This window comes from Bordetella muralis, assembly GCF_965139205.1.
In the GTDB taxonomy this organism is placed as follows: domain Bacteria; phylum Pseudomonadota; class Gammaproteobacteria; order Burkholderiales; family Burkholderiaceae_B; genus Bordetella_A; species Bordetella_A muralis.
In genome coordinates, this window is sequence record NZ_CBCSIU010000007.1 from 140231 (window position 1) to 154394 (window position 14164).

Annotated in this window: 11 protein-coding genes; 6 read left to right on the top strand and 5 right to left on the bottom strand. The window is 60.0% G+C overall.

What is annotated here, in order from left to right:
- Positions 1 to 20: 20 nt before the first annotated feature.
- Positions 21 to 152, top strand: coding sequence for a hypothetical protein (locus ACNA0I_RS12690; RefSeq protein WP_415806364.1), 132 nt, complete (start codon positions 21 to 23; stop codon positions 150 to 152).
- Positions 153 to 387: 235 nt separating this feature from the next.
- On the opposite strand, the gene ACNA0I_RS12695 is transcribed toward ACNA0I_RS12690, so the two are convergent.
- The 5 genes from ACNA0I_RS12695 to ompA all read right to left on the bottom strand — a co-directional run bounded on the left by ACNA0I_RS12695 (position 388) and on the right by ompA (position 6775).
- On the bottom strand, positions 388 to 3009 hold the full coding sequence (locus ACNA0I_RS12695) for a hypothetical protein (RefSeq protein WP_415806365.1): 2622 nt from the start codon (positions 3007 to 3009) through the stop codon (positions 388 to 390).
- Positions 3010 to 3167: 158 nt separating this feature from the next.
- On the bottom strand, positions 3168 to 4349 hold the full coding sequence (locus tag ACNA0I_RS12700) for an MFS transporter (RefSeq protein WP_415806366.1): 1182 nt from the start codon (positions 4347 to 4349) through the stop codon (positions 3168 to 3170).
- A 353-nt stretch (positions 4350 to 4702) separates the two neighbouring features.
- Positions 4703 to 5377, bottom strand: coding sequence for an HAD-IA family hydrolase (locus ACNA0I_RS12705; RefSeq protein WP_415806367.1), 675 nt, complete (start codon positions 5375 to 5377; stop codon positions 4703 to 4705).
- Complete coding sequence (gene ubiG / locus ACNA0I_RS12710; RefSeq protein WP_415806368.1) at positions 5374 to 6099, bottom strand: bifunctional 2-polyprenyl-6-hydroxyphenol methylase/3-demethylubiquinol 3-O-methyltransferase UbiG; 726 nt, start codon at positions 6097 to 6099, stop codon at positions 5374 to 5376. The genes ACNA0I_RS12705 and ubiG overlap by 4 nt, the downstream gene beginning before the upstream one ends.
- A gap of 91 nt (positions 6100 to 6190) precedes the next feature.
- Positions 6191 to 6775, bottom strand: coding sequence for an outer membrane protein OmpA (gene ompA / locus ACNA0I_RS12715; RefSeq protein WP_094820395.1), 585 nt, complete (start codon positions 6773 to 6775; stop codon positions 6191 to 6193).
- A gap of 379 nt (positions 6776 to 7154) precedes the next feature.
- Between ompA and gyrA the strand changes: the two genes are divergently transcribed.
- The 5 genes from gyrA (at position 7155) to ACNA0I_RS12740 (ending at position 14163) form a co-directional block, all read left to right on the top strand.
- Positions 7155 to 9812, top strand: a complete 2658-nt coding sequence (gyrA, locus tag ACNA0I_RS12720; protein ID WP_415806369.1) for a DNA gyrase subunit A — start codon at positions 7155 to 7157, stop codon at positions 9810 to 9812.
- Positions 9809 to 10942, top strand: a complete 1134-nt coding sequence (gene serC, locus ACNA0I_RS12725; RefSeq protein ID WP_415806370.1) for a 3-phosphoserine/phosphohydroxythreonine transaminase — start codon at positions 9809 to 9811, stop codon at positions 10940 to 10942. Before gyrA ends, serC begins: the two co-directional genes overlap by 4 nt.
- Complete coding sequence (gene pheA, locus ACNA0I_RS12730; RefSeq protein WP_415806371.1) at positions 10935 to 12020, top strand: prephenate dehydratase; 1086 nt, start codon at positions 10935 to 10937, stop codon at positions 12018 to 12020. The genes serC and pheA overlap by 8 nt, the downstream gene beginning before the upstream one ends.
- 119 nt (positions 12021 to 12139) lie before the next feature.
- Positions 12140 to 13261, top strand: coding sequence for a histidinol-phosphate transaminase (gene hisC / locus ACNA0I_RS12735; protein WP_415806372.1), 1122 nt, complete (start codon positions 12140 to 12142; stop codon positions 13259 to 13261).
- Positions 13258 to 14163, top strand: coding sequence for a prephenate dehydrogenase (locus ACNA0I_RS12740; RefSeq protein ID WP_415806373.1), 906 nt, complete (start codon positions 13258 to 13260; stop codon positions 14161 to 14163). Before hisC ends, ACNA0I_RS12740 begins: the two co-directional genes overlap by 4 nt.
- The last annotated feature ends 1 nt before the right edge of the window (position 14164 follow it).

The following is a 14164-nucleotide window of genomic DNA, read 5'->3' on the forward strand; positions in this document are numbered from 1 at the left end:
AGAGAGGGTAGGAGGCGTTGATGCAGCGACGTCAGCAATCCTGTTCCCGTGCCACACCAATGACGACGATGGTCGAATCTGCAGGGGAAAAGGGGCCAGTTTTTGATCAGGCCGTGAGTTTAATTGTTATTTTTGAGGATAAAAAGAAGTAATTTAAAATAACAAGAGATGATGTCCGGCGCTCTCCGGACGATGATGCTGACATGCCCGACAGGATTACATGGCGACGAGGTCGCCACGAACACCACGCTGGCATATTTCGGCGTTGCGCTGAATGCAGCCGAAATAAATACCAAGCATCATAAAAAAAGGCGTGCAGCACTGGCTGGGGCCGGGTGACGGATGCCCGGACGCCCACTTGATCGCTGCGTCTAGTGCACGGGCAGTCTATTGCGCCAAGTCATATTGCCATTGCATCGGTTCATCATCCTCATACCAATCTCCTTTGCTCCAATACAGCTTGCTGCCCGTCGGCGAGAGGCCCATCACACCCAGATAGCCCGGAATCGCCAACTGATGCCAGGTTCGGCCGCCATCCCGAGTGTAGAAATGCGCATCTGTGTCGATCTCTGCGCGGTCTCTCGAGAACGGGATGAGTAACCGGGGCACGACTGTGTCACCCCATTCGCTCACCACCTGATAGTCCCCGTTATTCCAGAAATAGCGCGCCGACGTGCGATTTTCAGCCATCCAATCCGGCAGTACCGACGGCGTTTTCTGACGTTCGATCCATTCGCCGGTTTGGGTATCGAGCTTGGCCAGCCATTCTCCGTCTTTGTCGTGCAGGACGGCATAGGTGCGGCCATCGCGCGAAGTCGACAGATGGTCTACGCGCAAGTGCGGGTGGCGCGTGACATTGGTGATCTGCCATTCGCCTGAGGGATCGGGGCGCGAAAGCGTCGCCCGCGTCATCAGCATGGTTCGATGCTGGGTTTCGCCGACGGAATACCACATGAACTCTGACGCCCATGCATAAGCCTGGGTGTCGCTGACCTGAACGACAAAACGCTCTTGATCCATGTCCCGCCGCATCGAAAAATCGGCAGTGGGTTGCCCGGTCATTTCCTGCAGATAGGAGACCGGCGCAATCAAGGGCTCGGGGCTGTAGATGACGGTCGAGGTTTGCCCTTGATCCGATGAGTAGAACAAGGCCGTTGGCCTGGTTTCCTTGCCGTTGGCGTCGCGACGGGTAGGCGCAGGCTCTGGGCGGCCCCAGATCCCGGCGGGCTCGTCTTCGCTCGGCGGTTCTTTGCCCCAGGCCCAGACGTCCTGATCCGAGGAAAAGGTAGGCTTGATATTCCAGGCCAGCCCATCGACCTCGGTCATGAAGCCCGATTCCAGCCAGGTCCAGGTGGCGCCATGGTCTGTAGAGCGGAAGATGGCGGTTTGTTCTTTTTCGGGCAACGCAGGAGACGACGACCCGGGCCGGTCCATACCGGTGAACAGGAACAGGGTCTCGGACTTCGGTGATACCACCAGGCAAGTGACGTCAGGGACGGTGGCGACCATTTTGAATGTGCCGTCATCCTGCAGTAACGACAGGGTGGTCAACACGGCGCGAGAATCAAACAGGCTGAAAGGACGTTGAGAGGCTGCTTTGTCTTCACCCAGGATGAGTGCGCTCAGATCCGGGATACCCTTGGGGATGTAAGACGGGGAGCCCGTGGACGCTTCGTTTCGTCCAACCAGCCACGTCCCGTGCCGGGTTTCGACAACGCCTGTGCACCATTGCTCCATGGAGCGCCACCGCGCGTCGCCGAGTTTGCCGGTTACGGCCATGCCTGGCCTGCCTCCTGCAGTGCCCATGTTGGTACTTGCCAGGGTCCAGCCTATGTACAGTGGAATGCAGGCGCAAAGCATCAGGACGGCCAACACGCCTGTCCAGCGCCGTGGCGATTGACGAAATCTGCCGCTGGCCAGGCACAGCAATACCATCGCCGCCAGGTTGAGGACGATGGCGAGCGCCAGGCCGTTCTCGGGATTGCGGGTGAGCTCGCGCGGCAATGACTCGATGAATCCCGGGTTGAGCCACATCCAGCCCCATACCAGCGCCAATATCAGGAAACTGGTCAACAGATACGCGGCAACACCGGACAGCAGCGGCTTGATGACGAGTCCGAAAGTGCTCGGCCGGGCGATTGTCAGGCGGCGTACATAAATCGTCGCTGCCAACAGGCATATCAGGCTGGCAAATACGATCTGGCTCAGCGATAGCGGCAGGCTCAGTCCATTGAGCACATCCAGCGGCAACTGTATGTCCGACAGTTGAGCGGCCCATGGCCAGAGTCCGATGTAGGTGAGCAAAGCCAGCACAACATGCAGCCCCAGACATCCCAATAAAAAGGACACAAAGGCGATGCTTCTTTGCAGTGGTGCCGCCCGGTCGGCGAGATGATTGTCCTCTGCGAGAGTGGTGTGTGTTGTGTCGACGGGCTTTTTCGCGAACAGGAAATGCAGCCAGACGGGCACCCAGGCCCATAGGGGCATGGTGGCGTAGATGAGGGTGGTGATAGACCTGTTCGCCTGCAACAGGAGGGGAGGCATCAGCTCGAACCAGTCGCCTCCCTTGGCCTGCAGGGTTTGCAGTTCGTCGACCCAAAGGTGTTGGAAGTGTCCGAGTATTTGCAACCGGACAACATAGGACCATATCAGCGTGGCCAGGACCAAAACGATCCACCGAACATCGTTGCCTTGGCGCTGTGTTGTCCACGGACGCCGGTGGATGAGCCAGGCGCTGAACAGAAACACCAGCAGGCATTCGATCATCAAGACCGGCACTAACGTGAGGGCATACTGAAACCCGAGCGGAAGGTTCAGTATCTGCAGCGGCACGACCGGATAGAGGTGGCGCAGCCAGACGCTATGCGTTTGCACCAGCGACTGCACGGTCGCCTCGGGCAGCAGGTAAAAGACAAAGAACAGCAGCTCCGGCAGACCGCGTATCAGCAGATAAATCAGTGTGATTGTCAGCGCGTAGCGTTTGAACCGGGGGGAGTTGTCTCCAGACATATTCGGCTTGTTAGGTGTTGTCGACGACGCATTATTACCTACAAGCGCTTGGCGAATCGGGTGGGCTGTTCTTTGATCGAACGGCCGAACGAATCCTGCCGGAGCTTGCCCTTGTGATGGCGGCTCATGAGAGAGCCGCTATCACAAGGCGTCTGTGCTCACGCGTTCGCACAGGAGGGCGGAATTGCCCTTCGTGCGCGTTGCTTGCTCGAGATGGCCAGGGCTGCTCCTAATCCCATGGCGGCCAGCACAATCGCTGCGGCCGTTGCACCCAGCCAAACTAATCCATAGTGGTCGATGACGTAACCGCCCACGATCGCGCCAATGCCGATGCCGGTATTGGCTCCGGAAATGTTCAAGGAAGCGGCAAATGCCGGCGCATTGGGTGCGGACTTCATGACGCGCACATGGCATACCGTAAAGAGCGCTGCCTGGGCGACGCCCCAAAGGCCTAACGCGAGTGCGAGCAATCCGGGCGAACGCATCACGGGACCCAGCACGATCAGGCCAACGGTCATCAAGCCAGCAAACAGCAGCGTGGCACCGAGGGCGCTGCGGTCGGCCAATCTGCCGCCGACCAGATTGCCGATGAGCCCGATGCCGCCAAATGCCATCATGGTCCAGCCTACCCATTGACCGTTGAAGCCGGCCAGACGCTCCAGCATGTCGGCCAGATAGGTGTAGGCCGTAAACATGCCGGTGAAGATCATCAGTGACAGCAGGACGTGCCCGATGACGTGCGGATCGCGCAGAATGCTTAATTGCGTGCGCAGTTTGACTTGCTGCGTCTGCTGCGGCGGGCGAGGAAAGAAAGCCCACAACATCAATGCCTTGGCGAACGCTACGACGGCTAGCACGCCAAAAGCGGTGCGCCAGCCAAAGCCGTCGGAAATCAGTACGCCAATGGGAATGCCAAACACGGTGGCAGCGACGATGCCGAATCCCACCATGGAAATGGCTCGGCCCGCACGAGCGGGGCCGGCCAATTCGATAGCTGTCGCGCTGGCCAGCGACCAGAACACCGGCAAAGCCAGGGCCGGCACGAAACGCGCCAAAGCCATGATGCCGATGTTGGGGGCCACCGCGGCGACCGTATTGGATAGGCCAAACAGCACCAATGTCCCGATAAAAAGCCGCTTGCGATTCATGTTGCTCAACAGCGCGGTCAGAAACGGACCGGCGGCGGCAATCGTAAAGGCGAACAGCGTGACGAGCAGCCCGGCCAGGGACACCGTGACATTCAGATCGCGCGCGAGTGGAGGGAGCAATCCGACGATCAGAAACTCTGTCGTCAGAATGGTGAACCCCGCAGTGGAAAGCAACAAAATAGGTAGCAGCATGATTTGATATGTCGCGTTGGTGAGACGCGGCAGAAAAGGTGTCGGCAGGCTTGGGGACCGTGATCGCGTTTCCCTCCATTCAGGCATTACGTCGCACGCTGTTTGCCCGCCGGGAAAAAGCCAGCGGGGCGCAGCCGGATGCCTGTCTGAGAGCGTTCAGGGAATAGACCTACCGCCGCCTACGGTAAACATAGGCGACGGAGTCATCGCTAATGCAGGGATAACCCGTACTTTAATAGGACTTAATGAAGGGATAAAGACGAAAGGCTTGGCATGACTGTTTGTTTGGGACGAACAATCATGCAGACATCGACGTTGCCGCTACGGTGACTATGTCAGGGTAGCGGCTGATGTCAGCGCGCGTCGCGGGGCAGCAGGGGCTCAATGGCTTCCCAGAGATCGGCAGGGGTGTTGGCGGTGGCCTCGGCCGACCAACTGATGACGTTTTCGTCCTGCCCCAGGTAGCCGTAGGCTGCGGCGATGGCGGGCATGCCCGCCGCATGGGCCGCCTGGACGTCACGTAAATCATCACCCACATACACGCAGCGGTCAACCGCGTACCCGGCCTCCCGCGCGGCGTGCTGCAGCGGCAAGGGGTGAGGCTTGGAATGCGCCGTGGTGTCGCCGCATACCAGGACAGCGCTGTCCCGGGTCAGACCGAGAAACTCTACGATGGGCAGCGTCAGGTGGGTGACTTTGTTGGTGACAATGCCCCAGGCGTGCCCGCGTTCACGAATGCCATGGAGCAATTCGGCGATGCCTGGGAACAGCCGGCTGTGTACCGTAGAGTTGGATGCGTAATCTTCCAGAAACTGCAGCCGCGTGGATTCGTATTCAGGATGGTCGGGCAGCATGCTCAACGCGACACGCAACAATCCGCGAGCGCCTTGCGAGGCGACGGGACGCAGGGTTTCGTAGGGCAGGGCGTCCAGGCCGCGGCGAGTGCGTTGACGATTGGCGGCAGCGGCCAGATCGGGGGCCGTATCGGCCAGCGTGCCATCGAAATCAAACAGAATCAGTGCGCTCATTTGCGGGTGGCCATCAGATAATTCACAGAGGTGTCGCCCGACAGGCGGTATACCTTGGTAATGGGGTTGTATTCCATGCCGCGCATGCTGGTCGGCTCCAGGCCGGCTTGGCGGGCCGATGCCGCCAGTTCGCTGGGTTTGATGAACTGGTCGTGGCTATGGGTGCCGCGCGGCAGCAGGTTCAGGACGTATTCCGCCCCGAGGATGGCAAACAGGAAGGATTTCGCGTTGCGGTTCAGCGTCGAAAAAAACACCCAGCCGCCGGGTTTGACCAGGGCGGCGCAGGCGCGAACAACGGAGCCGGGGTCGGGCACGTGTTCCAGCATTTCCATGCACGTGACTACATCGTAGTGACCAGCTTGTTCGGCAGCCAGATCCTCGACTGGGACGGCGCGATAGTCGACTTTGATGCCGGATTCCAGGCCATGCAGGCGCGCGATCTTGAGCGAGCGTTCGGCGAGATCGATGCCGGTGACGGTGGCGCCTGTGGCGGCCATGCTCTCGGACAGAATGCCGCCGCCACATCCCACGTCCAATACTGTTTTTCCGGCCAGGCTGCCTGCGCATTCCTGGATCCAATCCAATCGCAGCGGATTGATGGCATGCAGGGGCTTGAACTCGCTTTCCGGATCCCACCAGCGCGCGGCCAAGGCGGCGAATTTGTCTAATTCGGTTTGGTCAGCGTTGACGCCGGGACGAGTCGAGGAGGCGGATTCAGTCATGAGCAGCAGGCAGTGCGGCGTGCCGTGACACGCCGGAATGAAAAAAGGGCCTCGCAAGCGAGGCCCCTCATTGTAACGGCTAGCGCATCAATTACTGATTGCGGCTGCCGACAATTTCAACTTCTACGCGACGGTTCTGGGCACGGCCTTCACGCGTCTTGTTCGAAGCGACGGGCTGCAGTTCGCCCTTGCCTTCGGTGTAGATGCGGTTCGGGTCGATGCCACGGCTAACCAAGTAAGCCTTGACCGAAGCAGCACGGCGCTCGGACAGACCTTGGTTGTACTTCTCGGTACCGATCGAGTCGGTGTGGCCGACAGCGATGATGGTCTCGAGATTGATGCCTTGTGCTTGCTGGGCAACTTGATCCAGCAACTGACGGCCTTCCGGCTTCAGGGTGGACTTGTCGAAGTCGAAGAACGTGTCAGCGTTGAACACGACCTTGGTGGCCGCAGGCACGGGCTTAGCGGGCGCTTGAGCGACCGGTACACCATCGCAGCCCGGGATGCCGGTGGCCGGCGTCCAGAATGCATCGCGCCAGCACAGTTCATTCGTGCCGTTCATCCACACGTCGCCGAACGGATTGCGCCAGTTGTCCACGGTTTGCGCGGAAGCAGCACCGGCAGCCGTAACGGCGGCGAAGGCGAGCGCCAGAGCGAATTTGGAGGGTTTGTTCATGTTTCTCCTCGTTGAGCTTGAAGCTGGATAAGTGACTCGCAGCGAATCCCCGCCGCATATCAGGAAACGGGGTCAGTATAGCAATGCTCGGAAAAGGTTCAAAGAATCGCTACTGAGTCTCCTGCGTGCTGGAAACAATCTTAAGGCATTTGATGATCTTTGGCTCCCCTGGAAGACGGCATTGGCACTCGATATGAGCTTTTATTTCTTATGGGGAGGTAGGGATGTTGGTTTTTGGCAACAAGGTGGCCCGTAAGGCCGTCGATGGGCGTGTGTCGGAGGCTCCGAATTAGGCTCAAGGGAGCTCGAGGGAATCGGATGATAGAATTTCCTGTTTACCCAGCCCGGGTTTCTCTTACTCGATTCAGTCGCTATATATATGGATTCCTTCGCCAAGGAGACGCTTCCGGTTTCGCTGGAAGAAGAGATGCGCCGCAGTTACCTTGATTACGCCATGAGCGTGATCGTGGGACGTGCGCTCCCAGATGTGCGCGACGGCCTCAAGCCCGTGCACCGACGCGTGCTCTACGCGATGCATGAACTCAACAACGATTGGAACCGCGCCTACAAAAAGTCCGCGCGTATCGTTGGTGACGTTATTGGTAAATATCACCCGCACGGTGACCAGTCGGTGTACGACACCATCGTGCGTATGGCGCAGGATTTTTCCATGCGCTATATGTTGGTCGACGGACAAGGTAACTTCGGCTCGATCGACGGCGACAGTGCCGCGGCCATGCGTTACACCGAAGTCCGTCTGGCCAAGATCGCCCACGAGTTGCTGGCCGACATCGACCAGGAAACGGTGGATTTCGGCCCCAACTACGACGGCAGCGAACAAGAACCGCTGTTGTTGCCTTCGCGCCTGCCCAACCTGCTGGTCAACGGCAGCTCGGGGATCGCGGTGGGGATGGCCACCAATATTCCGCCGCACAACCTGCAAGAGGTGGTCGACGGCTGCTTGTATTGCCTGCGCAATCCAGGATGCTCGATCGACGAGTTGATCGAAATCATTCCCGCGCCCGACTTCCCGACCGGCGGCATCATCTACGGCATGGCAGGGGTCCGCGAGGGCTATCGCACGGGCCGTGGCCGCGTGGTCATGCGCGCGAAGACGCACTTCGAGGACATGGAAAAGGGCAATCGCCAGGCCATTGTGGTCGACGCCATTCCCTACCAGGTCAACAAAAAGACGTTGCAAGAGCGTATCGCCGAGCTCGTCAACGAGAAAAAGATCGAGGGTATTTCCGATATCCGTGATGAGTCTGACAAAGACGGTATGCGTCTGGTCATCGAGCTCAAGCGCGGCGAGGTGCCCGAGGTCATTCTCAACAATCTGTACAAGAACACGCAGTTGCAGGACACCTTCGGGATGAACCTGGTGGCGCTGGTCGATGGCCAGCCCCGACTGCTCAATCTGAAACAGTTGATCAGCTATTTCCTGCAGCATCGTCGCGAAGTGGTGACACGCCGTACCGTGTTCCAACTGCGCAAGGCCCGCGAACGCGGCCACGTGCTCGAGGGTCTGGCGGTCGCGCTGGCCAATATCGATGACTTCATTGCCATCATCAAGGCCGCCCCGACCCCGCCGGTCGCGCGTCAGGAACTGATGTCGCGTTCGTGGGATTCGTCTCTGGTGCGCGAGATGCTGTCGCGCGCGGATCTCGATGCGGCGGGTGGCCGGGCGGCATTCCGTCCCGATGATTTGCACGAAAGCTTCGGTTTGCAAGGCGATGGTCTGTATCGCTTGAGCGACACGCAGGCTCAGGAAATCCTGAACATGCGTCTGCAACGCTTGACCGGCCTGGAGCAGGACAAGATCGTCGGCGAATACAAGGACGTCATGGCGACGATCGCCGATTTGTTGGATATCCTGGCCAAGCCCGAGCGTATTACCACCATCATCAGTGAGGAACTCCAAGCCATCAAGGCCGAGTTCTCGACCGGCGCCAAGGACACGCGCCGCTCGGATATCGAAATGAATGCGACCGAGCTCGATACCGAGGACCTGATTACGCCCACTGACATGGTGGTGACGTTGTCGCATGCCGGCTATATCAAGAGCCAGCCTCTGTCCGAGTACCGTTCGCAAAAACGCGGCGGGCGCGGCAAGCAGGCGACGGCGATGAAGGAGAATGACTGGATCGACCAGCTCTTCATTGCCAATACGCACGATTATCTGTTGTGCTTCTCTGATCGCGGCCGGGTGTACTGGCTCAAGGTCTGGGAGGTCCCGCAAGGCACGCGCAACTCGCGCGGCAAGCCTATCGTCAATATGTTCCCCTTGGTCGACGGCGAAAAGATCACCGTTGTACTGCCCGTGAAGGAATTCAGCGAAGACCGGTTCGTCTTCATGGCCACCTCGCGCGGTACGGTCAAGAAAACGCCATTGTCGGATTTCTCCAATCCGCGCAAGGCGGGCATCATTGCCGTGGGCCTGGACGAAGGCGATTACCTGATCGGCGCTGATCTGACGGACGGCAAGCATGATGTCATGTTGTTCTCGGATGCCGGCAAGGCTGTGCGTTTCGACGAAAACGATGTGCGACCGATGGGCCGTAATGCACGTGGTGTGCGAGGCATGACGCTCGAAGACAGCCAGACGGTGATTGCGCTGCTGGTCGCCGGTGACGAGTCGCAAAGCGTGCTGACCGCCACCGAAAATGGCTACGGCAAACGCACCTCGATTACCGAGTACACCCGCCATGGCCGCGGCACCAAGGGCATGATCGCCATCCAGACCTCGTCGCGTAATGGCAAGGTCGTCGGTGCCGTGCTGGTCATGCCGTCTGACGAAATCATGTTGATTACGACGGGCGGAGTGCTGGTGCGTACTCGCGTCGGCGAGATCCGCGAGATGGGCCGTGCGACGCAGGGCGTCACGTTGATCAGTGTCGATGACGGCAGCAGCCTGTCGGGCGTGCGTCGCGTGGTCGAAAGCGATGCGGACGACGTCGATGGCGAAGACTCCGAGGCGCCGGACGCTGATGGCGACAACGATGTTTCGTCCGAACCGACTGAACCTACGGAGCAATGATGGCTCGTCCCTGGAACTTTTCGGCGGGCCCGTCGGCTCTGCCTGAAGTGGTATTGCAGCAGGTCGCTGCCGAAATGCTGGATTGGAACGGCAGCGGCATGTCCGTGATGGAAATGAGCCACCGCGGCAAGCATTTCGTGCAGATCTGCGACACCGCGGAATCCGATTTGCGCGAACTGCTGGGCGTGCCGGCGGACTACGCCGTGATGTTCATGCAGGGCGGCGGTCTGGGCGAGAACGCGATCGTACCCATGAACTTGATCGGCCGCCGTGGCTATGCTGCCGCGGACTTTGTGCTGACCGGCCATTGGTCTACCCGTTCCCATAAAGAGGCCGGGCGTTACGGCGATGTGCAGATTGCTGCGACCAGCGGCGTCGCGACGCAGATCGACGGACGCGAGCAGGCGTCCTGGACCTGGGTGCCTCCTGTGCAAACATGGAACGTTCGCCCTGAGGCTGCTTATCTGCATCTGTGCAGCAACGAAACCATTCATGGCGTTGAGTTCCTGGATTGGCCGGACATGGCTGCGCTGGGGGCGCCGGACGTGCCCTTGGTCGTTGATGCCTCGTCGCACTTTCTGTCGCGTCCGCTGGACGTGACGCGTACCGGCCTGATGTTTGCCGGCGCACAGAAAAACGCCGGCCCCGCCGGTGTCACCATGGTGTTGGCGCGCCGCGACTTGATTGGCAAGTCCCTGCCGATTTGTCCGTCGGCGTTTGATTACGCCAATGTGGCGGCAGAGCATTCCCGTTACAACACACCGCCTGCTTTTGCGATTTATGTCGCTGGCCTCGTATTCAAGTGGATCAAGGCCCAGGGCGGCGTAGCCGCCATCGAGGCGGCCAACCGCGCCAAGGCAGAACTGCTGTATGGCTATCTGGACGGCACGTCGTTTTACCGCAACCCGGTTCATACGCCGGTGCGTTCGCGCATGAATGTGCCGTTCGTGTTGCGTGACGAATCGTTGAATGATGCCTTCTTGCAAGGTGCGGACGCCGCCGGGCTGATGCAACTCAAGGGTCACAAGAGCGTGGGCGGCATGCGCGCCTCTATTTACAACGCGATGCCGCTTGAGGGCGTACAAGCGTTGGTGGATTACTTGAAAGAGTTCGAGCGCCGTTATGGATGATTCACTGCAGGCCCAGCTCAAGCCATTGCGCGAGCGTATTGATTCGATCGATGCCCAGATCCTCGAACTGCTGTCGCAGCGCGCTCGTGCGGCGCTGGACGTAGGCGAGGTCAAGCATGCGGCGTCGGCTGACGGCCCCGTGCTGCGCCCGGAGCGCGAGGCCGAGGTCATTCGCCGTTTGCAGCAGCTCAACCGCGGCCCCTTTCCCCGTGATGCCGTGGCATCGGTGTGGACGGAAATCATTTCGGCCTGCCGTGGTCTGGAACGCGGCATGACGGTGGCTTATCTGGGGCCGCGTGGCTCGTTTTCCGAGCAGGCTGCGTTCGAGCATTTTGGCCGTTCGGTGCAGCCCCTGCCGTGTCCGTCTTTCGACGAAGTCTTCCGTGTGGTCGAGGCGGGCCAGGCGGATGTGGGCATGGTGCCAGTGGAAAACTCCACAGAAGGCGCGGTCAATCGCAGCCTGGATTTGCTGCTGAGCACCTCGCTGAAGATCCTGGGCGAGCGTTCCCTGGATATCCGTCATTGCTTGATGACGCAGTCGGGCACCATGGAAGGCATCACCGCCGTCGCCGCGCATCCACAAGCCCTGGCCCAGTGCCAGGGATGGCTGAGCCGCAATTATCCGGGCCTGGAGCGTGTCGCCGAGTCGAGTAATTCCGAGGCGGCGCGTGTGGCCGGCAGCAATCCCGCGATTGCGGCGATTGCCGGCGAAACGGCAGCCCCTGCGTGGAATCTGCAAATCGTGGAGGCCGGTATTCAGGATGATCCGAATAACCGTACTCGCTTTCTGGCCGTGGGTGATATGCAGCCGCTGCCCAGTGGAAAGGATAAAACCAGCCTGATTCTGGCTGTGCCAAATCGCGCCGGGGCGGTCTATGACATGCTGGCGCCGATGGCGGCCAATGGCGTGTCGATGACGCGTTTCGAATCGCGTCCCGCCCGCACGGGCCAGTGGGAATATTATTTTTACGTTGATGTGCTGGGCCATCGTGATGATCCGCAAGTGGCGCGCGCATTGGCAGATTTGCAGTCGCAGGTGGCGTTCCTCAAAGTCTTGGGGTCGTATCCGGCGCAGTGATTGACAGGGCTGGGTGTGTTCGCCCGGCCTGTGGCGATTTTCCTGTCATTACCCATCATTGATTTTGCCGCAGTGCCGTTGCGGCTCCGCAGTCACTTTCTTAGCTCTCGCGCATACTCATGACTACCGCAAACAAGTCGTTGACCGCTCCTGCTCACGTCAGCGCTATCGCACCCTACCAGGCGGGCAAACCCATCGAAGAACTCGCCCGCGAGTTCGGTCTGGATCCGGCGACCATCATCAAGTTGGCGTCGAATGAAAACCCGCTGGGTATGCCGGCATCGGCACGTGAGGCACTGGTTGCCGCGGCCAACTCCCTGGCACGCTATCCGGATCCCAATGGCTTTGACCTGAAGGCGGCGTTGGCCAAGCGCTATGGCGTTCCCGCGAGCTGGATCACGCTTGGCAACGGCTCGAACGACATTCTGGAGATTGCCGCGTTGGCACTGCTGGAATCCGGGACGTCGTCGGTCTACGCTCAGCATGCCTTTACGGTGTACCGCTTGGCCACGCAGGCCCGTGGCGCGCGGCATATTCAGGTCCCGGCGCGTGATTACGGTCATGATCTGGGCGCCATGTTTGCAGCGATCGAGGATGACACTCGTCTGGTGTTCATCGCCAACCCCAACAATCCCACGGGGACCTTTGTGCCCGGCGCGGAGATTGCGGCCTTCCTGGAGCGCGTGCATGCGGCTCATGGCGATCGTGTGACAGTGGTGCTGGACGAGGCTTACAACGAATACCTGGATCCCGAACTCCGTTTCGACAGCGTGGCGTTAGTTCGCCAATATCCCAATTTGATTGTGTCCCGCACGTTCTCCAAAGCCTACGGTTTGGCGGGCTTGCGCGTGGGCTTTGCCGTTGCACAACCGGTCTTGACCGATTTGCTGAACCGCGTCCGTCAGCCGTTTAACGTCAATACGCTGGCCCAGGCGGCTGCGATTGCAGCGCTGGCCGACAAAGACTATCTAGAGCGTTCTTATGCCTTGAACAAGGCAGGCAAGCAGCAGTTGAGTGAGGCCTTTGATGGTCTGTCGCTGCGTTATGTGCCCAGCTATGGCAATTTTGTGTTGGTCCACGTGGGCGATGCCGCGCGTGTCAATCTCGAGTTGCTCAAGCGCGGTGTGATTGTGCGCCCGGTCGCGGGCGACGGTTTGCCCGAATGGCTACGCGTTACGGTCGGCCTGCCTGAGGAAAACCAGCGTTTCATCACTGCATTGACGGAAATTTTGGCGGCATGACACGCGAAACTTCTGCGTCCGTTGCACAGGGGGCCGATGGCCCCCTGATTCCTGTGCTGGCCGTCGTCGGTGTCGGGTTGATCGGTGGTTCGACCGCGCTCGCACTGCGCCGTGCCGGACGGGTGGGCCAGGTGCTGGGGGTAGGGCGCAATGCGCAATCGCTGGCGCAGGCGCAGGCGTTGGGACTGATTGATGCGGTGGCGACACCGGAACAGGCGGCAGCGCAGGCCGATGTCATTTTGTTGTCGACGCCGGTAGGCGGCCTGGCCAAGATGCTGGCGCAGTTGCGTCTGCATTTGCGCTCGGATACCGTGTTGACAGATGCCGGCAGCACCAAAGTCGAAGTCGTGCAGGCAGCGCGCGCGGCGTTGGGCGATCGTATCGGTCAGTTTGTTCCTGGCCATCCGATTGCCGGCGCAGAGCGCAGCGGCCCCTCGGCAGCGGATGCGGGGTTATACCGGGATCGCACCGTGATTTTGACGCCCGTGCCAGAAAATGCGCCGGCGGCGGTCGCACACGTGCGTGACTTGTGGCGCGCGTGCGGCGCACGCGTGATCGAGATGGACGCCGAATCGCATGATCGGGTGCTGGGGTCGGTCAGCCATATGCCGCATTTGTTGGCGGCTGCATATATGGCGCAGGTTGCCAACGCTGATGACGCCGCGCTGCGGTTGTCCCTGGCAGGGTCGGGTTTTCGTGATTTCACGCGTATTGCCGCGGGTTCGCCTGAGATGTGGCGCGACATTTTTCTCTCTAATCGTGACGCGTTGCATACCGAGTTGAAGGCCGTCCGCGAGGTGTTGGATCAGATGGAGCGCGCCATGGCAGACGGCGACGGTGCGGCTCTCGAGGAAATGCTGTTGCAGGCCGCTCAGGCGCGCCGCAATTGGCGCAAGGAGTAGT